Here is a 24,890-nt window from a genome sequence, read left to right on the forward strand (position 1 = left end):
TGATAATGGTGAAGATGTGGAAAGTTTTTTGGTTTATGATTACAATAACAAATTTTTAATTCACTTATGACAACAGAAATAAACTTACCAACCTTAGCTAGTTTAGAATATCATGCCTATATTGATAATGATGGTGAAGTCATAGTCAACTTTCAAGAAAAAATTGGAGTTTACGCGATTTTTAATCAGGATAAAATTCTGCAATTTGTTGGCTATTCTCGTGATATTTATCTAAGTTTAAAGCAGCATTTAGTCCGTCAACCTCAAAATTGTTATTGGGTAAAGGTACAAACTATAGAACGTCCTAATCGAACAATTTTGGAAGCTATTGAAAATGCTTGGATTACGGAAAATGCTAATCCTGATATTCCGAACATCGAAAATAAACAAAAATGGAATAATCCTATAGATGTAAAAGAATTAATGACACCAGAAGAACAAAATAATTATCAAAATATAGCTATTGATGAATTCGGAAAAAGCAAGGTTTTAAAAAATGTGGCGCGGCGGGTTGAAGAAGAAATTTTAGGAGTTCTCAAAGCCCGGGGAGTCAATACTCAAATCCGCTTTAATCCAAAATTAAAAGAAACAGGATTATTAGATTTAAAATGAACATCAGAGACTGGGAACGAGATGAATCCCTACCCAATACTGTTCGGTTAACGAAAATTTCCACGTAAACGACCTATTGTATCCCACCTTCCGCACCCTAAACTGTCACACAACGAAAAATGGTCATTTGGGGATTTGAGATTGGCGAACTGCTTGCAGCAGCGCTTCGCTATCGCTACCTAAAATTTAGACCATTTTGTATCAAAATTATCCTCACAGGTCTTCAAAAATCCGAAATTACCGATTGTGACACTGGGGGGTGCGGAATGTGGGTTAGATGTGCTGTGGATTCATGTTTTAGCCTTACTCGGTTTTGCTGTGGTGTTGTTGAGTATTAGTGTGAGTAAGTTTCGTAATCAGTTGAGTTAAGATAAATTGAAGATTGGCGAAATTCAAGAAAAGATAATTACAAAATTCCTTTTCCTAGTACCCGACGCTTCAACGCTACTATTCTAGGTCTTGCACCCTGACCGGAAAAACCTAAACCTTCTCGGAAAATTTCAGGAATATAAAATCGCTTTATTTCCTCTTTTTGTTTATCTTCATAAATCACGCCCATTTCTTCTAATAATGTTACTGTTTTTTGATCCATATCAAAATCTTCTACAGCAAAAGGAATTATCAGTTGAGCCGGAGGATATTTAGGAAGTGTATCTTCTACCCATGTTTTGAAAGCTAGATATTCTTCTTTAGCTTCTCTCACTTTTTCTTCACTACATGGTTTTAGAGCGCGGCGAATTGCTGGAGGAGGTAAGAGTCGGCTTGTAGACCATTTTTCAAATTGTACTTCTTTTTTAGGTCTATTTACTGTAATATCCGCTGCATTGTATAAAAAACGAACAATATCTCTAGCTTGAAGTCTGCCATTAAAATCTGTTAAAGCTGCAAATACCCAAGAAGCTGTGTAGGCTTCTTTAGACTTATCTGTTCCTAGTGTCTTACCCCATAACTTCTCTAATTCATCTATGAGATTCTCTTTATTTAGACTATAAATACTATCTTTATTTGCATCTATCACATTAGATTCGCTACAAATCCAATAAACTAATCTCAAAAAAGAATCTTGATTCCAAGATAAATCATAAGCACGATAAAGATTCTCAAATTGACTCAAATTTTGAGTAATTGTATACCTCAGAAAATCACGACGCAAGAAAATTATTACACCAAGATTAGATTGCCTAATTTCTGACAATTTCTTGGGCAAATCATCAATCAAAGCTTTTAAGGCCGTCTGTTGTTGATTACTAGAGGCGATTTTGGAAAAAATATCTTCTAACCCATCAAACAAAAAGATAATCTTTAATCCTTTGTTTTTTAAATCTTGATTTATGCTGCCAAGAGTATTAGGACTATCTACATTTGTATTAATACCTATAGCTCTGGCAATTTCACCAATCCAAAATTCTGTCCATTTTGGTTCATTCCAATTTTCCTCGTCAAGCGCCTTTTTAATCCTATCTGCATACTCTGAATGCACAAATTCAGGAACATTATTGCCTAAAGCTGTTATAACTTCAATTCTGGATTCAGTAATAACAGTTTTTGCATTATCCTTAACATTACTAGACTCAAGTAAAGGAAATATATATGTTTTTATCTCAGTTTCTTTATGTTGGTGATCAATATAATTCAGAAAATTTTCCCAATATTTAAACCGTGACAACTGTATATAATTAAAAGTTTTGCCAGCACCTTTAGCTCCAATTGATACTATATGAGGTAATTTATCTCTAAAATTAGTAGCTAAGTTCCGCAAAGGTTCTGTTATCAGTAAATCTTCTCCTTGTCCTTGTTCGGCGTACTCATATCGCTGACATAAATCCCTAAGTCTTTTCACCTCTTCCTCTTTCTGTGTTTCTGAAGTTGATTCCTGATTTTCGACATTTGGTAAAACTTCTTTAGCCCAATTTCTAGCATTTTTCATCACTGAAGTTGCATTTAGTTTTGAGCGTGCATCTTCCCAATTATTTACATAAAGTAATTCTTCTGCAAAGTAAGCTGGTTTAATGTCGAATCTTGGCTCATCTAATTTATCGTCTTGTGATGGTACATAGGCAGTTCTTAAGTCCGTTGTGACATTAAGAAGTGATTCTTTAAGGTTTTCTTTTAAACTCAACATATTAATAATTATTGATGGATCATAATATGTTTTATCTTTGATTTTCGCTTCTGGTGGTGCAACTTTACCAATTTGTTTTAAAACAAGGCTTGTACCTTTAATAGATTGATCATTAATTGTTGTTACTAGAAACCTCTCAATTCTTGGATCAAAAATTATTGGACTGGATATTTCACTCAATCCTGCCCTCAAATCAATAAAAACATAATCTGCATCAACAACTTGACCTAAACTATAAATAGCATTGCCATATTCCCAAGTTCCATCTGGACTTCTAACTAAATGTTCAGGTAAAATAGGTGTATCGAGTAGTTCTTCATCTTTAATAAACGCAGGTAAGAAATAAATTATTGATCTTCCTTCATTTCTAGCTGATTTTTTAACTTGATCTGCAAATAGAGAAAGTGTTTCATCTCTATCTATAGTAGGATAGTGGTAAACTTCTAAAAAATCAATAAAAGAAACTTCTGGCTGTTGTTTTTCAAAGGCATTCCAATAAGTAAGACCTGGTGCTTCCAAATCAGCATCAATCACCAAGATAGTTACAGATTCATTCAACTCTTTAGCTCTATCTAGCAAAGCAAAAAGATGGGCTGCTAAATTTAATGTTCTCCCTACACCACCTTTAAAAGAATAAAAAGCTATTAAATTAGGTCTTTCAGGATATGGTTCTGGAAGCTTAACTATTTTTTTTATAGCGGTTTCTGTTTCTGAGTCACTTTCTAGATAAGCAATTTCTTCCCAAAAGGGACGAACATCAATATCAGTTATATAAGTTTCCTCTTCAGAGATAAATTCCACTGGAAATGTAGCATTACCAAGGTCAAACTGAATAACAGACTCTTCTTCCTGATACCAATCTTTGAACCATTCTTTTAAGGCAATAACAGCATTCTCTCTATTCCGAAAATATATTTCTAAAGCATCTGAGTAACAGTAAATTTTCACTACACCATCTGGTAAATTAGTTCCATAATTAGTTTTTGTGCGAATAGTTCTTCTAATATCAAGCCATGTCAGTAATTTGGGTTTATTCATAATCTTTCAAGTTCTCCTGCAATCCATTTTGATATTTCTAGTAGTTTATTTTCTATATTTTCATCATTCGCTACAACTTTTCCATCTTTATTAACTATAGCAATAACTTTTCCTCCATAACGCCACAGTTCGTTCATTTGACCAGGGTTTAATTTTCTCTCTTCTTTATTATTTCGTGTATCCAATATTTCCTGAATAAATATTTCGGTGGGTAAGCTCAGAGATCCTCCTGCACCTAAAAGACTTAATAATTTATTGATATTATGTCCACATTCCTTAATATCTTTACATAAATTAGTACGTCTTGTTTCCTGTCTTGCCATTAAAACTGCTTTCAAACCACATTCAACAGCATAAAACAAAAGTAACCGATGGGCATTAGTACGAGGACTTATCTGAGAAGCAGATAGATTTCCACCCCAAGCTTTCTTCATTTCTTTGTCTGTAAAAGGTATTGCCATTCCCGTTAACTAAGATTTTACTCAGTTATTTTACGTCAAAATCGCGCCACCCATTAACCAATTATACCGACACTTCAACTCATCCTCTGTTAAAGTCCAACACTCCCTAATTGATACAATTTTAATAAACCAAATCTTTCTGCATGACTCCTGCTACTGGAGTTTACTTCTAGTCAATTCAATACTAATTTTGCCGCTAAAATCAGGAATAGGTGCAGCGGGTTTACTGAGAAAAACTTGTACTTGATTAATCCCCTCCTGATCCTCTAAAATACCATCAGCGATCGCCCCAGCTAGTCTTTCCACCAATGCAAACTTTGAGGTTTTTAGCAAATTTTGCACTAAGCTAATTATCTGCCGATAATCTATAGTATCTTCAATATTATCTGTTTTGGCGGGTTTAGAAAGATCCAACCATAATTTAACATCTGCCTCAAACCATTGTCCTAATGCTTGTTCTTCTGGTAAAAATCCGGTATAACCATAGCCACGAATTCCTGTTAAATGAATACAGTCCATAATCTCTAGTCAATGCAACTTACTTTTAATAATCTTAATCTTCTTTGGTCTTATGTATTAACAGAAACCCTCAAACGCTTGGGTTTAAATTGCGCTGTCATCTGTCCTGGTTCTCGTTCTACACCATTAACGGTGGCTTTTGTGCGACAAATACCAGATATTGAAGCTATTCCCATTTTAGATGAACGTTCAGCGGCTTTTTTTGCGTTGGGACAAGCCAAGGCAACGGGAAAACCTGTAGTATTAGTTTGTACTTCGGGAACTGCGGGGGCAAATTTTTATCCAGCGGTAATTGAAGCTAGGGAAAGTCGCGTACCTTTGTTAATATTAACTACCGATAGACCAGCACAATTGCGGAATTGTCATTCTGGACAAACTATTGACCAAGTAAAATTATATGGTCATTATCCCAATTGGCAAGGGGAATTAGCTACACCTTCTCTAGATGTGGGAATGTTAGATTATCTCCGACAAACGGTAATTTATGCTTGGGAACGTTGTCAATTTCCCAACTCTGGCGCAGTACATTTAAATATACCTTTTCATGACCCTCTTGCGCCCATTGCCGACGGTACAGAGTTTACCTTAGATGTGGAAGATTTCTTTGCGGGAATAGTTTCCACCCCATTACCAATTACCAATTACCAATTACCAATTACCAATTACCAAAAAGGGATTATTATCGCTGGTGTAGCCCAACCACAAGCCCCGGAGGAGTATTGTAGAGCGATCGCCAACCTTTGTCAAACTCTCCAATGGCCTGTTTTAGCTGAAGGACTTTCCCCTGTTAGAAATTACGCAGATTTAAATCCCTATTTAATTTCCACCTATGATATCATTCTCAGAAATCAAAACCTTGCCCAAGAATTAACTCCAGAAATAGTTATCCAAATTGGCGAAATGCCCACAAGTAAAGAACTACGTAATTGGTTAACCAGTGCTAAACCGCAACGTTTTGTCATTGATAATTGTGATCAAAATTTAGACCCTTTACATGGAAAAACCACCCATTTAAGAATTTCAGTTACAGAAATTGGTAAGTTGGAAATTGCAAATTTAGGAAAAAGTGAATATTTACAAAAATGGTGTACAGCAGAAAAGCAAATTAGGAAAAACATTGATGATGATTTGGAAAATGTAGATGAATTAATCGAGAGTAAAATTGCTTGGTTAATTTCCCAAATCTTGCCACCGGAAACACCCATATTCATTGCTAATAGTATGCCAGTGCGAGATGTGGAATTTTTCTGGAAACCCAATAATTTAAGAATTAAACCCTATTTTAATCGGGGTGCAAATGGCATTGATGGTACACTTTCCACTGCTTTAGGAATAGCACATCATCAGCAAAGTAGTGTGATGTTAACAGGAGATTTATCTTTATTGCATGACACCAATGGTTTCTTGATTAGCAATAAATTTATTGGACATCTAACAATTATCTTAATCAATAACAACGGTGGAGGAATTTTTGAAATGTTACCCATTGCTAAATTCAACCCGCCTTTTGAAGAGTTTTTTGCTACTCCTCAAAATATTGATTTCTCTCATTTATGCGCGACTTACAAGGTGCATTATCAGTTAATTAGTTCTTGGGAAGAATTGCAAGATAACTTAAAACAATTACCAAAAATGGGAATTAGAGTTTTGGAAGTCAAGACAAACAGGAAAAGAGACGTGATGTGGAGAAAAGAAAATTTAGTAAAATTTAGTAAAATTTGGTAATTGGTAAAGAGAAATTATTATTACTCCCCTTGCCTCTTGCCTGTTTTCCATAATTTTTTCCCCAAGTGCCACAGATAAAGATTAAACTAAAAAGTCTTGCAAAGCAAAACCTGTCAACCAAAATCAAGTAATTATGTCTAAGGTTCTTGTCTCCGACCCCATTGATCAAGTTGGTATTGATATTCTTTCCCAAGTAGCTACAGTTGATGTCAAAACCAGCCTCAAACCAGATGAACTCAAAGCCATCATTGGCGAGTATGACGCGCTGATGATCCGTTCTGGAACTCGCGTTACTCAAGAAATTATAGAAGCCGGTACAAAATTAAAAATTATTGGCCGGGCTGGCGTGGGTGTGGATAACGTTGATGTCCCCGCAGCTACCCGCAAAGGGATTATTGTCGTCAATTCCCCAGAAGGTAATACCATTGCCGCAGCCGAACACGCCTTAGCCATGATGTTGTCCTTATCTCGTCATATTCCTGATGCTAATGCTTCAGTAAAACGTGGTGAATGGGACCGTAAAAGTTATGTTGGTTCGGAAGTATACAAAAAAACCCTCGGCGTTGTCGGGTTAGGAAAAATTGGTTCTCATGTTGCTAGTGTCGCTAAGGCTATGGGGATGAAACTCCTCGCCTATGATCCATTTATCTCCACAGAAAGAGCCGAACAACTGGGTTGTCAACTGGTAGACTTAAATTTGCTATTCCAGCAAGCCGACTATATCACCTTACACATTCCCAAAACCACAGAAACTGCCAACTTAATCAACGCTAAAACTTTGGCGTTAATGAAACCCACTACCAGGATTATTAACTGCGCTCGTGGTGGCATTATTGATGAAGCGGCTTTAGCAGTGGCAATCAAAGATGGTGTAATTGCCGGGGCTGCATTAGATGTGTTCGATTCCGAACCATTAGGTGAATCGGAATTGCTACGCTTGGGTAAAGATGTTATTCTTACACCTCACCTCGGTGCTTCCACTGCTGAAGCCCAAGTTAATGTAGCCATAGATGTGGCTGAACAAATTCGGGATGTGTTATTAGGACTATCCGCCCGTTCCGCGGTGAATATTCCTGGACTTAGTCCTGATATCCTAGAAGAACTCAAGCCTTACATGGAATTAGCGGAAACCTTGGGGAACTTAGTTGGTCAACTCACCGGCGGTAGAGTTGAGACACTTAATGTTACACTACAAGGAGAACTGGCAACTAATAAAAGTCAACCCTTGGTAATAGCCGCCCTGAAAGGACTTCTTTACCAAGCCCTGCGGGAACGGGTAAATTATGTCAACGCCACCATAGAAGCCAAAGAACGAGGAATTAGAGTCATTGAAACCAGGGACGCTTCGGCACGGGATTATGCTGGTTCGTTGCATCTTCAAGCCACAGGAACTCTAGGTACACATTCTGTTACAGGTGCTTTGTTGGGTGATAAGGAAATCCACTTAACGGATGTTGACGGTTTCCCCATTAACGTTCCCCCCAGCAAATATATGCTGTTTACTCGACACCGTGATATGCCCGGTATTATTGGTAAACTCGGTTCTCTACTGGGTAGCTTTAATGTCAATATTGCCAGTATGCAGGTAGGTCGGAAAATCGTTCGTGGTGATGCTGTTATGGCTCTCAGCATTGATGATCCTTTACCCGATGGCATTTTAGCAGAAATTAAAAAAGTGGAAGGTATTCGAGACGCTTATACAGTCACACTTTAACTGTGATTTTTGGGATTTATTTGATGAAGATGATTAAATAATTTGAGAATTAGAAAAATCATCTTTAACTATGATTTTTGTGATTTATTTGATTAGGATGATTAGAAGGATTATCTTAATTATCTTAGTCATAAAAATCGTAGTTTGTTTTCCCCAATTACCAATTACCAATTACCAATCACCAATCACCAATCACCAATTACCAATTACCAATCTAAAATCCTATGGCAAATACCTGGTGGGAATTAAATATTTTATCTGAACTAGATTTAGAAGAAACTATATTTTGGCGCTTAGAAAACTTTGGCTGTCGTGGTACAGCAGTAGAAATTAAGGGCAATGTCTCTTTTGTTAAGGCTTATTTACCCACCTTTAAAGTACAACTGCTAGATTTGGCTGCTTTATCGCTGTGGCTGCGTCAAGATGCCCTGTGTGTAGGACTCACCGCACCAGTGGTGCATTGGGGCTTAATTGACGAAGAAGACTGGTCTAGTAGCTGGAAACAACATTGGCAACCTGAAGAAATAGGCGATCGCTTTCTCATTAACCCTGCTTGGTTACCGTTACCTGAATTCCTAGACCGATTGGTAATTCGTCTTGATCCAGGCGTAGCCTTTGGTACAGGTAATCATGCCACCACTCAACTATGTTTAGAATCCCTAGAAATGCGCTTCAGTGAAATCCCCCAATCCTTTCTAGACGCAGAAGAACCAAGAAAACCTTTAATTATCGCCGATATTGGTTGTGGTTCAGGTATTCTAGGCGTTGGGGCAATATTATTAGGTGCGGGGAAAGTCTATGCCGTTGATAACGATCCTTTAGCCGTAAAATCTACTTTTAGTAATCGCACTCTGAATGAGATTCGTCCAGATTCTTTAATCCCTCTTGAGGGTAGTGTAGACATAGTCCGAAAAATCATTGATCAACCTGTAGACGGGATTGTTTGTAATATTTTAGCAGATGTAATTATCGAATTACTCCCAGAAATGACCGCCATTACCAAACCTAGCACTTGGGGTATATTCAGTGGTATTTTACTAGAACAATCTAAATCCGTTGCTGATGCTTTAGAACAAAATGGTTGGATTGTAGCTACTCTCTGGAAAAGAAAAGAATGGTGTTGTTTAAATGCCCGTCGTTCTTAATTATAATTTATGGATTTTTTCCTATTGAATATCACCAAAAGTAATGGTAATTAAAATCAGCCGAGATTAACAAATATTGATAAAATCTAAATATCAATCCCTAACCAGCACTAATTTTCAATATGAACGACTCCATTGAAAACTATAATCCCAACAGCGTAGCCGAAAAAAATGGCAACTTCATGGGATTACCATTTAATTACGATTCAGCCAACTTAATTATCTTCCCCATACCTTGGGAAGTCACGGTTTCCTATCGTGCCGGAACGGCCAACGGACCACAGCAAATTTTAGATGCCTCACGACAAATAGATTTATTTGATTTTGATCATCCTGATGGTTGGAAACAGGGAATATTTATGGTAGAAATTCCCCAGGAAATGATTGAAAAAAATAACTATTATCGTCAACAAGCAGCCATAATTATTGAACGTCAAGCCCAAGGTAAATCCCTAACAGACTCACCGGATTTAACTCCTATTCTAGAGGCAATTAACAAAGCAGGGGAACAGGTAAATCATTGGTTATTTACCCAAGCACAAGCAGCAATAAATCAAGGTAAACGAGTTGCTGTTATTGGTGGTGATCACAGTTCGCCATTAGGCTACTTTCAAGCTTTAGCTAATCAATATGATGACTGGGGTATTTTACATATTGATGCCCATGCAGACCTACGTAATGCCTATGAGGAATTTGAGTTTTCTCATGCGTCTATTATGTTTAATGCCATAAAAATACCGCAAATTTCTAAATTAGTCCAAGTAGGTGTACGAGATATTTGTCATGATGAAGTACAAATAATTAATCAATCAAATAATCGCATTATTGGTTATTATGATTCAGTAATTAAACAACAACTATATTCTGGTAAGACTTGGTTGGATTTATGTCGAGAAATTATCAATCATTTACCAGAAAAAGTTTATATTAGCTTCGACATTGATGGTTTAGACCCTAAACTTTGCCCCAACACAGGTACTCCTGTCCCTGGCGGACTGGAATTAGAACAAGTTTATTGTCTATTCCGCGAACTGGTAAATAGTGGTAGAAAAATTATTGGTTTTGATGTTTGTGAAGTTGGTGATGCTGAATGGGATGGTAATGTCGGGGCGCGAACAGTTTATAAGTTAGCAAATTTATTAGATTTATCTCAGAAATAGGGAACAGGGAACAGGGGACAGGTGACAGGTGACAGGTGACAGGTGACAGGTGACAGGGGGCAGGTGACAGGTGACAGGTGACAGGTGACAGGTGACAGGTGACAGGTGACAGGTGACAGGTGACAGGTGACAGGTGACAGGTGACAGAAGTAATTTTCCAATTACCAATTACCAATTACCAATTACCAATTACCAATTACCAATTACCAATTACCAATTACCAATTACCAATTACCAATTACCAATTACCAATTACCAATTACCATTCGCCATTTTGGCATAATAAATGATTTCTTATCAGGTTTTATGAAATTTGCATACATACTATAGGAAGATGCTGAAAATAAATCATATAGGTTAAATTAATTCGGGATGTTGTTATGCACTGGATTTAAGTCAAGGTTTGGTTGACAACCAAACCTTTTTTATTGCCCCTTTTCTCCCAGTTGATGATTTGATTAAAAATATACCTATTCAACAAACAAGATCCATTTGATTAGACATCTCCAAAAAAGATGTAGAGCCGAGAATCCCTACCCATGCAACGTCTCTACAAGGGTTTTATACTAAACACGGGTGAGATTTAAACTTTTGCCAAATGACAAAGAACCCAGAATCAACGCGGAGCAATGGCACGTATCCCTGCGAACTGCTTGCAGCAGCGCTTCGCTATCGCCGGAGGCATCAGCCATAATCCAACAAATACGTCGGTATATGGGTTTTACGTTAAATTGACACTTAATGATCACTGCTAAACCCCTAATTTTCTTTCTCCCACCACTTGACTTTCAAGACAGTATCTACTAAATCTCAACCCCTACACATATAGGTTAGGGACTTCCAATTAAAAAAATACCCAAAAATTTCTTGTGGTGCGGGACGAATTTGCCCGCTAATCATCAAGGACGGGCAGGATGCCCATCCCACAAAATTGGGTAATTGATTTTTTGGTGTTCCCTTAAGTCTTTTAAAAATCCCTAACGGACTTCGTTCAAACTCTCCACTTGCTTGGTAAACATCTCTGTAAATAAACTCATGACTGTCCGTTCTTCTCGGACTTTAATATTAGCAGTAATAGACATACCGGACTGTAAGGATATCTTTCTATCTTGATTGGTGAGACTTAATTGTTGTCTATCTAACTTGATTTTGGCGGGGAATCTATAAAATTGATGGTTTTGGTCGGGAGGTAAAGCATCTGAACCAATATCAATTACTTTACCCTTGATATCACCAAATTCACTAAAGGGAAAGGAATCAATTCTCACATCTACATTCATACCTTTCCTCACGAAACCAATATCTTTATTGGTGATGAAAACTTCGGCTATGAGGCTATCTTTGGGGACAATTTGTAGTAATTTTTGGGTAGAATTGGCAACAAAACCCGGATTTTTAGCTTGAAGATCAAAAATTACACCTCCTACAGGAGCGCGAAGTTCTTGATATTTAACGTTTAATTGTGTTTGGGAGATTTTACTATTAATATCTGCTAAACGCTGTTCATTTTCTAGAATAATTTTCATGAATTGACTATCAATTTCTGCAATCCGTTGTTTGTTAGCACCGATTTTTTCCAAAATAGTTTTATCAGAACTAGCAACTGTATTGGTTAATTGCTCTTTTCCTTTATCAATATCGAATTGTAGACGTTTTGCCTCTTCTTGTAATTGTGATATTTCTGCGGAAAGCGTTTGTACCTGTTGTTTTTGATTCAGATATTGCAGTTTAGAAATACCACCTTCTTCAGCTAAGGTTTTAAGACTAGCTAAAATCTGACTTTGAATTGCTAAACCATTTTTAGTATCTTGCAGTTTAAATCTGGTTTGAGAAAGTTGTTTTCGGGTTTTTTCAACTTCTAAATCTGCGGCTTTAGAACGGGATTTTAATTCTGTTTTAGCAACTGCTAATAATTGTTGTTCATCAATTCCTGTACCTGCTGCTCCCGGTGAATTTCTTAATTGAGAACGTAATAATTCATTTTCTGCTACTAAGGAAGCGCGGCTTTTAAGCAGAAAAGCTGATTCTCCTGGGAGTCTACTGCGTAAAAATGCTATTTCAGCATCTATTCCGGTACTTGCTCCCATTAAGCGCCGATAGATATTGTTTTCTTGAATTAAAGCTATCCGAATCTTATTCAATGAATTTAATTCGGCTAGGGTCGCAATGGAATCAAAGGTCAATAATAAATCTCCTGGTTTTACCTCTTTACCATCTTTTACATACAGTGATTTTACAACTCCATTTATGGGAGCTTGTACGTCTTTGACTGTTCCTTCTGGTTTTAATTGTCCTGTGGCGGGAACTACTTGCTCAATTTTCGCTAAACAAGCCCAAATAATCCCAAAACAAGCTAATCCCATGAGGGTAAGCATGATGGTTCTTGACCAAATTGGGGATTGGCGTAAGACTACAGATTGCTCGAAGTTATTAAAATTAAAATCGGGTTTTGGCTGTTTAGGAGCGGGTTTGGGTGGTGTTAATACTTGTGCATCTCTATAAGATCCGTTACCGTTTCCGTTGCCATTTCCGTTGGTGTAACTACCATTAAGTCGAGTCATAATGATTTGGGATTTGGGATTTTAGATTGAATATTTAGGGGTGTGTAATTTTAGAGTTTGAAAAGTTTAATGTATTACTGCCTTTTTTCGTTTTCTCGTTCCATACTCTGTACTCTGTATGGGAATGAATTTATAAGAAACTTCCAATTAAAAAATATCCCAAAATTTCTTGTGGTGCAGTCCGAAAAGCCCGCTAATAATACAAAGACGGGCAAGATGCCCATCCCACAAGATTGGATCATTTTTTTTGTGGAGTTCTCTAACGGCTTTAGGCAGAGCCTCTGTAATGGCATTCCCATTCAGAAAATGGGAAAGAGATGAACAGGGTAAAGCATGAGCTAAACCCTTACAAATAACTGACAAATTACAAATTTACTTCTTGTTGTTGATAAAGGTAGAAATAATGACCTTTAGCTGCCATGAGTTCTTGATGACTACCTTGTTCTATCATTCTACTGTTATCCATGACGACGATAGTATCGGCATTACTAACAGTATTTAAACGGTGGGTAATGAAGAAGACTGTGTTGCCTTTGAAGGCGCGAGCTAAGTTCAAACAAATTTGCCTTTCTGTGGGATAATCTAGGGCGCTGGTGGCTTCGTCTAAAACTAAGATTTTAGGTCTTTGTAATACAGAACGAGCGATCGCAATTCTCTGTCTTTGTCCACCAGAAAGGGCTGATCCCCGTTCCCCAACTCTTGTATTATAACCATTTGGCAAGGTCATAATAAATTCATGTGCAACAGCAATTTGTGCAGCTTCAATAATTTCTTCAGTTGTGGCATCAGGATTTGTTAAGGCAATATTTTCTTGAACTGTGCCATCAAATAAGAGCGTATCTTGGGGAACTACACCAATTTGCCGCCGCAGCGAATAAAGTTCGACTTTGGCAATGTCGTAACCATCAACTAAAATTCTGCCAGATTCTGCGTCATAAAGTCTGAGCAGTAATTTCATCATTGTACTTTTGCCTGAACCACTTTGTCCGACAATGCCCACAAATTTACCTGCGGCAAATTCGACGCTGACATTGCTGAGTTGTAGTGGTCCGCTGGCAGCAAATCGGAAGGAAACGTTTTCATATTTAACAGCACCGCTAATAGCAGGAAGGGAAATATTATTCCGATCTATTTCTGCTTCTTGTGGTGTGTCGACAATATCACCTAATCGTTCTAAAGATAAACCAGTTTCTTGGAAGTTTTGCCAGATTTGCGCCAACCGTAAGATTGGGGTAGTAACGTAACTAGAAATAATCCGAAAAGCAATTAATTCTCCTAATGTTAATTCTCCTTTTAAAACTAAATAAGCTCCCACCCATAAAACTAATAAACTGCTAAGTTTACTGAGAAACTGACTGGTTGAGTTAGCTAATGTGGAAGTAAGGACTGTTTTAAAACCAGCGGCGACAAACTTAGCATATTTATTTTGCCAAGAAAACCGAGAGCGTAATTCAATATTTTGGGCTTTAACTGTTTGAATGCCTGACATGACCTCAACTAAATAAGATTGAGTTTCGGCATTCCGTTCAGCTTTAGTTCTTAATTGTCTACTCACGGTGGGAGCAGCGACTAATGTCACTACCACAAATAGAGGAATTGTCCCTAATCCGACGAGAGTTAGTTGCCAACTATAAAACAACATGACAACTATATAAACGACGGAAAATAGGGCATCTAACACCACTGTTAAAGCCGTACCGGTGAGAAACTGACGGATATTTTCTAATTCATTAATTCTGGTGGATAGTTCACCAACTGGTCTTTTATCGAAATAGCGCAGTGGTAAGCGTAGCAAGTGGTCAATAATTTGTGACCCCAAACTCATATCAATGCGGTTGGTGGTATCTACAAATAAGTAAGTCCGCAAGGTGGTTAATACTGCTTCAAATACACCCACTGCTAATAGTAATACTCCTAGAATATTCAGGGTACTAATACTATTTTGGACGATGACTTTATCAATAATTAGCTGAATAACCAGAGGATTAGCGAGGGCAGCTAGTTGGACAAAGAAGGAAGCAATAAATACTTCTATCAGTACCCGGCGGTAACGTGATAAGTAAGGAACAAACCAAGATAACCCAAAGCGTTCTTTCGGTGTTTCTTTGGTTGCACTCAGCAATAAAACTCTAACTTGTGGTTGAAGATTAGCGTCATCGGTTTCTAATTCTTCTACTAATTGACTAATTTGGCAGTTGATAATGCCTTGAGATGGTAAACCCAAAACTACTGTTTTTCCATCTACCGCATAGAGGACAGCAAAACTGTCACGATAGCGAATTAATGCTGGTGTAGGAATCCGATTGATGGAAACAGCAGGAACATCAACTAGCTGGGATTTAAGTCCAATTAGTTCGGATAAATAAGCGCAAACTTGAAAAGATATACTACCTTGACGCTTAATTTGGTCGTTTAAAATGCGGCGGACTACTTCTTTCCGAAAGGGCATTTCTAAATGCTTGGATAGCATTTGAAAACAAGCTAGAGTGGCATCTAATTCTCCTTGTCCTCGGAAAAATGGATAGTTTTGATTTTTAAGTTGCTTGTTTGATGTGGCGGGGGGAACAAATTCTGGTTCTTGGGCGTAGGGAATTTCCGAATCTGCTCTGCTATCTGATATAGTTTCTAATGTTTCGGATTCAATGGTAACACCATCAAGTAATGATAGGTCTTGAGGATTAATGCCCAATAAACGGAGAGGAATGTTACCTTTAACTTCAATTACGTCGGTTTCTATGCGAGAATTGGGTGGGAAATTGGGTAGGGAACTACGACCACTCACAAACCAAATGCGATCGCTATCTAATTCTCTTAAAGCAGTTTTTCCTGGTGATAAATAATGAATTTTTGCTTCTAATTGAGCCTGTTGGGTAATTTCTTTGAGGTTGTGATTTACTAAAGCTTTTTGTGCTACCTGGGAACTCAAAACATCAAATATTTCAATTGGGTGACTTATGTGTTGACGAGCTTTAGCAAAGGCTGGATTGCGGTTGATAAATTGCAAATAATCTGCGGCTTTCCAGGTTAAACAGATGACTTCTGTGGAAGCGATCGCTGTTTCACAAGGAAGTTCACGCAACCAAGCAATTTCGCCAATTGTTGCCCCTGGTTGCAGTAATTTTAATGTAATTGGTAATTGGTTTTGGGGATTATATCCCAATAGTCTGACGTTGCCTTGATAAAGAATGGCTATCCTTTCTGGTAGTTGTTCTTTACCAATAATTTTTTGTCCTATGCGATAACGCAAAGGCTGGAGAATTTGTGATGATAAGAGGTTATTAATTTCCTCTTTCGATAATTGATCAAATCCTTCAATACTGGCAATGAATTCTTCAAAGGTACTCTGAATATAAGTCATATTGATTGAGTTATTTATTTCACTTCATTTTGGCGAAAAGGTGGATATTTGGCGATTTATATGGTCTGAATCTGACATTTTTTTTCTGTCATTTGTGTTTGTAACCACTGATTAAATCGTTCATTTAGTAATCGTTGTCGCATGGAACGATCTAGTTGGGCTGGGAGTATTTTTTCCAATCGAACAATTACTAGGACGTTATTGATTTGAGTCGGTGGTGATAGTTGTTGTGGTTGACTTTTGGAGAGGATATTCACCAACATGGGATGGAGGGATTGTAAATCTATAGGTCCGACTAAGCCATCTGTTTGAGATTCTGGTCCTTGGGCGTATTCCCGTGCTAATTCCGCAAAAGATTGTTCACCCTCTTGAATACGGAAGTAAATTTCTTGAGCGATACCAAGTTCTGAGGTGGTAATTAGGGAATAAATCACTCTATCTAACTGGTTTTTCCGTTGAAAAAAGTAGGAGTTTAAATCCCCTCCCCAGGTTTCTTCTTTGAACTTTTCTAGTTTTAATTGTCGTACGGCCATGATCTGTAATTTTTGGAAACTTTCGCTCTGTGGTTCTAGTCCCTGATATTGTTGGGCTAATTGTTCACAGGCTAGTTTTTCTTCTTCTGGGGTACAGACAATTTCTGCGATCGCTTGATCAATGAATATTTCCTTAATTAATAGCGGTAATAGCTGGTATTCCGACAATAATGATAAAACTTCTGTAGGCTGGAGGGTGCGATCGCCCAATTGTAGAACTTGATTCATATTACTTGTAATCAGGTTTGTTACCATTGTTAATTTCTCTTCAAAAGATAGTAGAACTAGATTGTCACCAAGTTATATTTTGGTTAAATTATACAATTTATGACAACTTTACTCTGCTTTGGTTTCAGTGTAGTATTTAAATACTAATTATTTGCCAATAACCAAGAGTTGATTTCTGGGCATTTAAGTAGTCAGAGTGCTGATATTTGGATATTATCGTACCAACTTACCATAAATTAATCAATTTGTCATATCAAACTTACTTTGTAGGAAATCGGGCATAATGACGAATTAGCAGCCTAAATTAGATAACCAGTCATTGCGGTTATTGCGTATTCTTCACTTACTCACTAATCTTCAAAAATCAATCTATCCTGAGAAATAATTACAACACCTAATAAGTTAATACAGGACAAAATTATATAAAGGGTAAATTTAATTTCTCTAAAAAGGTAAATATAATCACAAAAATACTGTAGGGGCAAACCCCCTGTGGTTGCCCGGAATCATAATTAACGAAATCTGCCCGGATTTAGCCGATTGGGGCTTTGGCGTGTGGTACTACCTTTAATTGCTACTCCATTTCTCAGTTTTCCACCAGTACCACCATCTTTAGGATCAAGGTATGGTTTCAAATTAATCCCACCTTTAGTAGAAGTAACTTGATTCTTGCTACCACCTAAAAGCGTTTGTCCGAGACTGTATAAGCTATTGCCATTACTGCTATTACGATTAGTGTAAGTATTGACAGCAATAGTTTGTTGTCCACTATCAGCAGTAGTTAAATTTTGGAATACACTATTGCGAATAGTATAAGGATCTTTGCCACGAGGGACTGTTAAGACAATTCGACAACTGGGTTGGGCTTCGGTGGTGACACAGATAATATTTTCGCTATTTTCTACCGCTATTTGCAGTTCTTGTAATCCATCTGGGCGATATAATTCTAAACGGGTGGCGATCGCTTGACAACGTTTCTGAGCATCCCACCCGCCTCCTAAATTCTGAGGTGCAGCCCAAGCAAAGTATTGTCCAGGTTGACTTTGGGGCTGATACATGACTGTAAACTGTCCATTGTTAGACTGGCAACTAAATCTGGCGCTACTGTCAACTGTGGTGGAAGTTGGTATGGTGGTTGATGAACCTGATGGTACTGTAGTAGATGAACCTGATGGTATTGTAGGAACAACAACTTGAGCAAAAGCTACAGTATTACCAAAAAATAAAGAACAGCCCAGACTACTCAATAATAGAACCCGAAGTGATTGTAATGACATAAATATAACCTCTGTGAGAAACAGGTAAATAGTTGATATCTCTATTGACGGAGAATATATTTTTTTGATTCATTAACAATACCTGTTTTTTTATTTTTAATATACATAGCAGAAACCGCTACAAGCTACGAAGGATTATCAGCAGCTTACAGCGGTTTCTTGATTAGGTTGTAGTTCAATACAAAAATAATAGAAGTGGACTTGACAAGCAATCAATTAAATCCGATTTAAATTACGCTTCCGTTTAAAACCCTTATTTCTAATGGGCAGGCACTTCTGGCTGCGAGTTCAACACCTCCAATAACAATTTGGTGAGATTTAGGCGAAAAAACTTTGACAGGAAGCTAAAATCTAAAATTGATTGCCGATACATTAGAGCAGGAGGCACAAACTCTAATGAACAGTTTGGACTTAAGGTTTGACTTTTAACCTTCTTGTACCATACTTTTAATTTAGCATGAGTTTTTTTATTTGCGTTGTCTATTTACTAAACTTGAAATTCATTAATATATTGCAACAATTCGGAAGATAGCGCAGACCTCACAATTTGGAATGGGCGCAGGCTCTGCGCCCCTACTTGACTCCTGCTATAGTAGAAGTTTTATAAGTTATAAACCGATGGAAATTATTATTGGTTGGCTATATCCCAAGTTGATGAGTACTTATGGCGATCGCGGAAATGTGATCACTATCCAACGTCGCGCTCAATGGCGGGGGTATAATGTGACTGTGTTACCTTTAGACCAAGAGTCCACCACAGAAGATATAAAATCAGTAGATGTGATTGTTGGTGGGGGCGCACAGGATCGTCAGCAAGAAATTGTCATGAGGGATTTGCAAGGAGCAAAGGCTGAGGCAATGCGTGATAAAATCGAACATGGCACGCCGGGAGTTTTTACCTGCGGTTCTCCCCAACTGCTGGGAAATTATTATGAACCAGCCTTTGGACAAAGAATTGACGGTTTAGGAATCTTAGATTTAGTTTCTATTCATCCTGGTGAAAATACGAAAAGATGTATTGGCAATTTGGTGATAGAAGTTACAGCTTCCCGGTTAGCACAGGAACTAGAAGCAATGACGGGAACAAAACCTTATTTAGTTGGGTTTGAAAATCATGGCGGAAGAACTACATTAGGAAAAGTGGAAGCTTTGGGGCGTGTGGTGTATGGTTTGGGGAATAATGGAGAAGATGGAACAGAAGGCGCGTTTTATCAAAATGCGATCGCTACCTATTCTCACGGTCCATTATTACCAAAAAATCCTTTTGTTGCCGACTGGTTAATTCAAACTGCGTTAAAGTTAAAATATCAGCAAGAAATTAAACTTTCACATTTAGAAGATACTTTGGCAATGCAAGGACGGGAAGCGATATTGAAACGCTTAAAAGTTAATTTACCCAGTGTGGCTAGAGTTAGGTAATAGGTAATAGGTAATGGGTAATGGGTAATGGGTAAAACATTCTTCCCAATTACCAATCACCAGTTACCAGGTTCATAAACTACATTATTTCTTTATTAAATAAGAATAATTGTCTGTACAATATCTGATAAGTTTCTATAGAAGCGTGAAATTGTTTAATTAGTTATTATTTTAAATCTGTGCAACTTCCTTTCGACTCCGCTCAAGGTAAACCTTCTTCCCCAGAATCTGAAAATAGCTCAAATTGTCACCCTGATGAGGGGTTGCAAAAATTACTTAATCGCCTTGTTATCAGAATAGAACGCGATGAATTAGTGCGAAAAACGACAAATCACCTGAGAGAATCACTTCAGGCTAATCGTGTAGTATTGTATTATTTCTATGAACAATGGCAAGGGCAGGTAACATTTGAATCATTGAGTGCTGATGAATATTCGATTCTTGGTTTTACCGGACCAAGCGGTTGTTTTAACCATGAATATGCTGCTTTGTACTTAGAAGGAAGAGTAAGAGCGATCGCTGATATAGAATTAGAACCAATTCAGGATTGTCACCGTGATTTTCTTCGCAGTATGCAAGTTCGCGCCAATTTGGTAGTACCAATTCTCATACCGCGAGGATTATGGGGACTATTAGTAGCGCATCATTGTCAAAATTCCCGTAATTGGACATTAACAGATATTGAACTAATGCAAACAGGAGCGCGAACTTTAGCAACAGATTCTAATATTTTAGAAAGTTAAAAATCAACTCGGCGTTGCTGATTAAGGGTATGAATTTTAGTCTCACGCAAAGGCGCAATCACGCTTCGTGATCTCGAAGAGTAGACGCACTGAGGCTTGAGTTTTAAAGGTTCAATTTGGGAATTTCATACCTCAATTCAGCAACCCATCAACTCCATTAATTCATCCTTCTTTATCCGCGTTCATCTGCGTTCATCTGCGTTAAAATCATTTAAATTCCCAAGTTTAGGACTCCACCACCCTTTTGCAGTATGAAAATAAGCCACATCCTGATGTTTCTTATCCTTCCATGAATCCTGACCAGAACAACGCAGCATAGTTTTATTTTGCCCATCTTTAATATAACTATATTCCTCTAAGGGTTTCTTGCATACTGGACAGGGATGTGCAGTAATTTTTGCTGAAGATTTGGGAGCATTTTCATTTGCAGATGTTTTAGTTTTCGGTGCTTCCCACTTCTTGTTAAAATCGCTCCAAAATAGCACAATGTTTTCACAACCACTCACACATTTAAGAAAGTATTTCTTTTTAACTTTACTGCTGGGAATTTTAGCTAAACACTCCTTGCAATCAGGACAACGAGTTCTAGAAGTTTCATATTTGCGGTCAACAAAATTATTAGTTTTAGCTGTAGTTGATGAATTAATAACTACAGTTTTAGCATTGGAAAGCGCAGGGACAAAATAACTTTGATTCCAATTAGTTAGGTAATGTTGCCAAGAGTTTTTGCCTTCAGAAATTGCATCTAGGGCATTTTCCATTTTAGCAGTAAATTCGGCTTCTAATAAATCGGGTAAAGCTTTTTGTAAAAATTCATCTACTTCTAAACCCAAATTTGTGGGTTGAAGATTGTCTTTTTTCAATTCTACATAATTGCGTTTTTTTAAAGTGGCAATTGTCGGAGCATAGGTACTAGGGCGACCAATACCTTTTCTTTCCATCAATTGAACTAGTTTGGGTTCACTATATCTGGGTGGTGGTTGGGTTTGTTTTTGGTCATGTCCCGCTTTGGCTAAATTCAGTTTTTGTCCTTGTTGTAATAAAGGCAAAACTGCATCTTTGCTAAGATTCAGCCAATATTTTGCATAACCGTAAAATTCAATTACCTGCCCTCTAGCTTGCCATAGAATATTACCTGATTTGGTAATTACTAGAGTTTTACGAAGTTGTGCCGGACGACATTGAGAAGCGATCGCTCTTTTCCAAATCATCACATATAGGTTAAACTCATCTTCAGGTAATTCTGCCCGTAATTGCACCGAAGGACGAAAAACATCTGTAGGACGAATGGCTTCGTGTGCTTCCTGGGCGGTTTTACTACTACGCTGTTTGGCTACTTGCTGGGGGACATTTTGCGGGTCATTTTGTTCCAACCATTGACGAGCGCTCGCACAAAATTCAGGACTCAACATGACTGAATCTGTTCGCATATATGTAATCAACCCTGCCTCATATAGCTTTTGTGCCACCTGCATGGTTTTATCGGGGGAAAATTTCAACTTTGAACCGGCAGCTTGTTGGAGGGTGGAGGTGGTAAATGGTGGAGGGGGTTGACGATAAACCAGTTTCCCTTCTAGGTGAATAATTTGATGAGGATGAAGTTTTGCTTCTTCAACTAATCTATTTGCTTCTGCTTCCGAGAGAACGCGCTGAGATTCGGGTTTTTCGGGGTTGTTACTAGCTGCATCATCGTGAGTTTCCGTTTCTGCTTCTGGTGTTTCTTTCTCAGTATTGGCCGTACCTTTGTAAAAAGCCCGGAATCCTTCTTGATAATCTACCCAGACACTCCAGTAATCTTGGGGAACAAAAGCCAGAATTTCTCTTTCGCGCTGACAAATGAGATGTAATGTGGCGCTTTGAACTCTACCTACACTTTTTGCCCCGTTATTTAATGCCCAAACTAGGGGACTACCTTTATAACCTACCAACTTATCCAGACAATCTCGACATAATCCTGCACCGATTAAATTAGTGTCGAGTTTTCTGGGATGGGCGATCGCATTTCGCACTGCTGATGGTGTAATCTCAGTATAAACTACTCGTTTGGGGTCTCTTAATCCTAACGTTTCTTTAAGATGCCAAGCAATGGTTTCTCCTTCTCTATCTGGGTCTGTAGCCAAAACAACTTCATCAACTTGCCTAACCGCCGCTTTTAATTGTTGAATTGTTTCCTTTGCCCGTTGGTCACGGGGAACATAATTGCAGCTAACAGTATTACCATCCATTGTAAATCCTAGTGAATCATCACCCTCATTACTGAGTTCGCGGATATGTCCACAACTAGCGCGAACAATCCAATCTGCACCGAGAATTTGACTCAGTTTTTTGACTTTTCCGGGAGATTCGACCACTAGGAGGCGTTTAGGCATGGCGCTTGTTTTTGAGATGCTTTATCTAGGATAATTGAGAACGAGTGTATTTACCATTCATAGCACAAAGAAAAATTAAGTAATTGGACAAAAATATTTATACTCAACACGGCTTAATAATTTGATTCTGTGGGTAGGGGTAAAGCAAGAGCTTCATAGGTGTCAACTTAAGCTCAAATCCTGATGATATCTCGTTCCCAGTCTCTGACTGGGAATGCTATTACAGAGGCTCTGCCTCTGTTTTCATAGAAGGCAGAGCCTTCTAGAATTCATTCCCATACAGAGTATGGGAACGAGAAAGGGTGAAACTGATATTTTACAAGGCTTTCACGTTAAGTTGACACCAATGAAGCTCTTGCTTTACCCCTACACATCTAGCTTTTTTGTTATTTTGTAAAAATTCAAATCTCCGCCGTTTTTAGTATAACTTTAGATAACATCCTGGCTCAGTCAACGACAAAAACTTAGGAATGTGAATTAAGGGACTTCCAATTAAAAGAATACCCAAAAATTTCTTGTGGTGCAGGACGAATTGCCCGCTAATCATCAAGGACGGGCAGGATGCTCATCCCACAAAATTGGGTAATTTATTTTTTGGTGTTCCCTAAATTAAATAAATTGCAAAAGTAGGGTGTGTTAGCGACAGCGTAACGCACCATTCCCAGTTTAAATCAGAATTGCAGGTTATTAAATTTGCATTCCTAACTATCCATCAGCTTGATCAAAATTGCTTCTAGTCTTTCTAAAGCAGCATTGGTTGATTTTTGATTCTCTGCAAAATTGCTTTGGAGAGTAGCAAGGTTAGTATCTAATCTTCCTACCGTTTCATTTAGTCCTACTACCATACCACATCGTTAAGGATGGCATTTCTCCCCAAAACACTGGTAGCAGTTCCCATAAAGTCATCAACCTTATATATCAGTTCCGTCAGGTTAACTGCTGTAGTTTCCTGTTGAACTGCCACGCGCTCTAATATCGCTTCTATCCGGTCTAATCTATCTACTGGTGGTGTATTCATATTGTTATTGTTGGGTTTCCTTGCGTCAACCCAACCTACTACTAATTTACTCAGAAAGCATTTTCAAGAACTCTTCTGGCAACATTGCCGGCACTAAGGAAGCTACAAAATCAGCTTTATTGCGGGTGACAATTATTTCTAAACCTGCGGACATTGCTGCTGCACTTGTTACCGCATCTTAAAAATCTTTAATTGGACTTTGCAATGCTTGGTGAATTACTTGATTTGTAACGCTGGCAATTTGAATATGTTGCAATAAGTTTTCTATTAATTTACGTGCTGCTTCGCTACCAATTTGACGGCGTAAAATATAGAAAATATTAGTAACAGCGTGTCCAGAAACAAAGCCTTGCACCTGTTTTTTCATAACTGTATTTAATGCTTGTGCTGAAGCAACAACAAACGGTTGACGCTGTGCTAATATATCCAGCAAAACATCGCTGTCAAATAATACCTGTTTCAACTATATTTCTCCTCTAGGTAATTAATATAACTTTCCTCTGGATTTTCTGAATCTAAGCGAATTACACCTATTAGGCTTTGTGTCCAGGGGTCAAGTTCAGATAAGGTTTCTAGGGTAGGTTGAGGAGGAATAGAAGATAGTGTTTCTTGTTGAATTGATGCTAGTAAGGTTTGTACAAGAGTCCAGCGTTCTTTGATTGGTAATTCCAATACCTGTTCTTGCAATTCTTGTAATTTAATCATTACTTTGCGGTTAACTTGATTATTCGCCATTATATACTCAAAACGGCTAGAAGCCGGGCTTTTTTATCATACAAAGAACAAGTTCAAAGCCTCTCCCCGTTGCGGGGAGAGGTTTGGAGAGGGGTTTCATATTTGGTTAAACTATTAACCGTTTTCAGTATAACAGGTCAGAAGATACAGCAC

Annotated in this window: 22 protein-coding genes; 9 read left to right on the top strand and 13 right to left on the bottom strand. The window is 37.9% G+C overall.

Annotated features, from left to right (window positions below; genetic code table 11):
- The first annotated feature begins 66 nt into the window (after positions 1-66).
- Together IQ228_RS03175 and IQ228_RS27035 are read left to right on the top strand one after the other, a co-directional pair.
- Positions 67-612, top strand: coding sequence for a GIY-YIG nuclease family protein (locus IQ228_RS03175; RefSeq protein ID WP_193962142.1), 546 nt, complete (start codon positions 67-69; stop codon positions 610-612).
- 246 nt (positions 613-858) lie between these two features.
- Positions 859-981 (top strand): hypothetical protein, encoded by a 123-nt coding sequence (locus IQ228_RS27035; protein ID WP_255549939.1) that lies wholly within the window; start codon positions 859-861, stop codon positions 979-981.
- A gap of 37 nt (positions 982-1,018) precedes the next feature.
- Here IQ228_RS27035 and IQ228_RS03180 read toward each other — a convergent pair whose 3' ends face one another.
- The 3 genes from IQ228_RS03180 to folB all read right to left on the bottom strand — a co-directional run bounded on the left by IQ228_RS03180 (position 1,019) and on the right by folB (position 4,752).
- Positions 1,019-3,772: a ParA family protein gene (locus IQ228_RS03180; RefSeq protein ID WP_193962143.1), complete on the bottom strand. Its 2,754-nt coding sequence runs from the start codon at positions 3,770-3,772 to the stop codon at positions 1,019-1,021.
- Positions 3,769-4,233: a hypothetical protein gene (locus IQ228_RS03185; RefSeq protein ID WP_027404239.1), complete on the bottom strand. Its 465-nt coding sequence runs from the start codon at positions 4,231-4,233 to the stop codon at positions 3,769-3,771. Before IQ228_RS03185 ends, IQ228_RS03180 begins: the two co-directional genes overlap by 4 nt.
- A 153-nt stretch (positions 4,234-4,386) precedes the next feature.
- Entirely contained in the window at positions 4,387-4,752 is a 366-nt protein-coding gene (folB, locus tag IQ228_RS03190; protein WP_027404238.1) for a dihydroneopterin aldolase, read from the bottom strand.
- Positions 4,753-4,764: 12 nt separating this feature from the next.
- Here folB and menD point away from each other — a divergent pair, with 12 nt between their 5' ends.
- The 4 genes from menD to IQ228_RS03210 all read left to right on the top strand — a co-directional run bounded on the left by menD (position 4,765) and on the right by IQ228_RS03210 (position 10,496).
- Positions 4,765-6,477: a 2-succinyl-5-enolpyruvyl-6-hydroxy-3-cyclohexene-1-carboxylic-acid synthase gene (gene menD / locus IQ228_RS03195; RefSeq protein ID WP_027404237.1), complete on the top strand. Its 1,713-nt coding sequence runs from the start codon at positions 4,765-4,767 to the stop codon at positions 6,475-6,477.
- A gap of 133 nt (positions 6,478-6,610) precedes the next feature.
- Positions 6,611-8,191, top strand: a complete 1,581-nt coding sequence (gene serA / locus IQ228_RS03200) for a phosphoglycerate dehydrogenase (RefSeq protein WP_027404236.1) — start codon at positions 6,611-6,613, stop codon at positions 8,189-8,191.
- 224 nt (positions 8,192-8,415) lie between these two features.
- On the top strand, positions 8,416-9,336 hold the full coding sequence (gene prmA, locus IQ228_RS03205; RefSeq protein ID WP_193962144.1) for a 50S ribosomal protein L11 methyltransferase: 921 nt from the start codon (positions 8,416-8,418) through the stop codon (positions 9,334-9,336).
- A gap of 122 nt (positions 9,337-9,458) precedes the next feature.
- A complete protein-coding gene (locus tag IQ228_RS03210) occupies positions 9,459-10,496 on the top strand; it encodes an agmatinase family protein (protein WP_193962145.1) in 1,038 nt (345 codons plus the stop codon).
- On the opposite strand, the gene IQ228_RS03215 is transcribed toward IQ228_RS03210, so the two are convergent.
- Positions 10,487-10,657, bottom strand: a complete 171-nt coding sequence (locus IQ228_RS03215; protein ID WP_193962146.1) for a hypothetical protein — start codon at positions 10,655-10,657, stop codon at positions 10,487-10,489. The genes IQ228_RS03210 and IQ228_RS03215 overlap by 10 nt on opposite strands.
- On the opposite strand from IQ228_RS03215, the gene IQ228_RS03220 reads away from it, so the two are divergent.
- Positions 10,637-10,786, top strand: a complete 150-nt coding sequence (locus tag IQ228_RS03220) for an alpha/beta hydrolase (RefSeq protein WP_193962147.1) — start codon at positions 10,637-10,639, stop codon at positions 10,784-10,786. The two genes, IQ228_RS03215 and IQ228_RS03220, sit on opposite strands and share 21 nt — an antisense overlap.
- A gap of 687 nt (positions 10,787-11,473) precedes the next feature.
- Here the strand turns inward: IQ228_RS03220 and IQ228_RS03225 are convergent.
- The 4 genes from IQ228_RS03225 to IQ228_RS03240 all read right to left on the bottom strand — a co-directional run bounded on the left by IQ228_RS03225 (position 11,474) and on the right by IQ228_RS03240 (position 18,453).
- Positions 11,474-13,057 (bottom strand): HlyD family type I secretion periplasmic adaptor subunit, encoded by a 1,584-nt coding sequence (locus IQ228_RS03225; RefSeq protein ID WP_027404233.1) that lies wholly within the window; start codon positions 13,055-13,057, stop codon positions 11,474-11,476.
- Between the two features lie 364 nt (positions 13,058-13,421).
- Positions 13,422-16,415: a peptidase domain-containing ABC transporter gene (locus IQ228_RS03230; RefSeq protein WP_193962148.1), complete on the bottom strand. Its 2,994-nt coding sequence runs from the start codon at positions 16,413-16,415 to the stop codon at positions 13,422-13,424.
- Positions 16,416-16,471: 56 nt separating this feature from the next.
- The gene (locus IQ228_RS03235) at positions 16,472-17,176 is read right to left on the bottom strand and encodes a peptidylprolyl isomerase (protein ID WP_193962151.1); all 705 of its coding nucleotides are present in this window, start codon (positions 17,174-17,176) and stop codon (positions 16,472-16,474) included.
- Between the two features lie 512 nt (positions 17,177-17,688).
- Entirely contained in the window at positions 17,689-18,453 is a 765-nt protein-coding gene (locus IQ228_RS03240) for a COP23 domain-containing protein (RefSeq protein WP_027404230.1), read from the bottom strand.
- Between the two features lie 618 nt (positions 18,454-19,071).
- On the opposite strand from IQ228_RS03240, the gene IQ228_RS03245 reads away from it, so the two are divergent.
- Positions 19,072-19,872 carry a type 1 glutamine amidotransferase gene (locus IQ228_RS03245; RefSeq protein ID WP_228043661.1) on the top strand — a complete coding sequence of 267 codons (801 nt, stop codon included), beginning with the start codon at positions 19,072-19,074 and terminating at the stop codon, positions 19,870-19,872.
- A 179-nt stretch (positions 19,873-20,051) separates the two neighbouring features.
- Entirely contained in the window at positions 20,052-20,615 is a 564-nt protein-coding gene (locus tag IQ228_RS03250; protein WP_027404228.1) for a GAF domain-containing protein, read from the top strand.
- A gap of 182 nt (positions 20,616-20,797) precedes the next feature.
- On the opposite strand, the gene topA is transcribed toward IQ228_RS03250, so the two are convergent.
- The 5 genes from topA to IQ228_RS03275 all read right to left on the bottom strand — a co-directional run bounded on the left by topA (position 20,798) and on the right by IQ228_RS03275 (position 24,737).
- Entirely contained in the window at positions 20,798-22,984 is a 2,187-nt protein-coding gene (topA, locus tag IQ228_RS03255; protein ID WP_027404227.1) for a type I DNA topoisomerase, read from the bottom strand.
- A gap of 701 nt (positions 22,985-23,685) precedes the next feature.
- Positions 23,686-23,829 carry a hypothetical protein gene (locus IQ228_RS03260; RefSeq protein ID WP_193962149.1) on the bottom strand — a complete coding sequence of 48 codons (144 nt, stop codon included), beginning with the start codon at positions 23,827-23,829 and terminating at the stop codon, positions 23,686-23,688.
- Positions 23,823-24,002, bottom strand: coding sequence for a hypothetical protein (locus IQ228_RS03265; RefSeq protein ID WP_193962150.1), 180 nt, complete (start codon positions 24,000-24,002; stop codon positions 23,823-23,825). Before IQ228_RS03265 ends, IQ228_RS03260 begins: the two co-directional genes overlap by 7 nt.
- Before the next feature lie 178 nt (positions 24,003-24,180).
- On the bottom strand, positions 24,181-24,465 hold the full coding sequence (locus IQ228_RS03270; RefSeq protein WP_228043662.1) for a PIN domain-containing protein: 285 nt from the start codon (positions 24,463-24,465) through the stop codon (positions 24,181-24,183).
- Positions 24,462-24,737, bottom strand: coding sequence for a hypothetical protein (locus IQ228_RS03275; RefSeq protein WP_168465806.1), 276 nt, complete (start codon positions 24,735-24,737; stop codon positions 24,462-24,464). Before IQ228_RS03275 ends, IQ228_RS03270 begins: the two co-directional genes overlap by 4 nt.
- Positions 24,738-24,890: the final 153 nt, after the last annotated feature.

The organism is Dolichospermum sp. LEGE 00246, assembly GCF_015207865.1.
Classification (GTDB): Bacteria; Cyanobacteriota; Cyanobacteriia; order Cyanobacteriales; family Nostocaceae; genus Dolichospermum; species Dolichospermum heterosporum.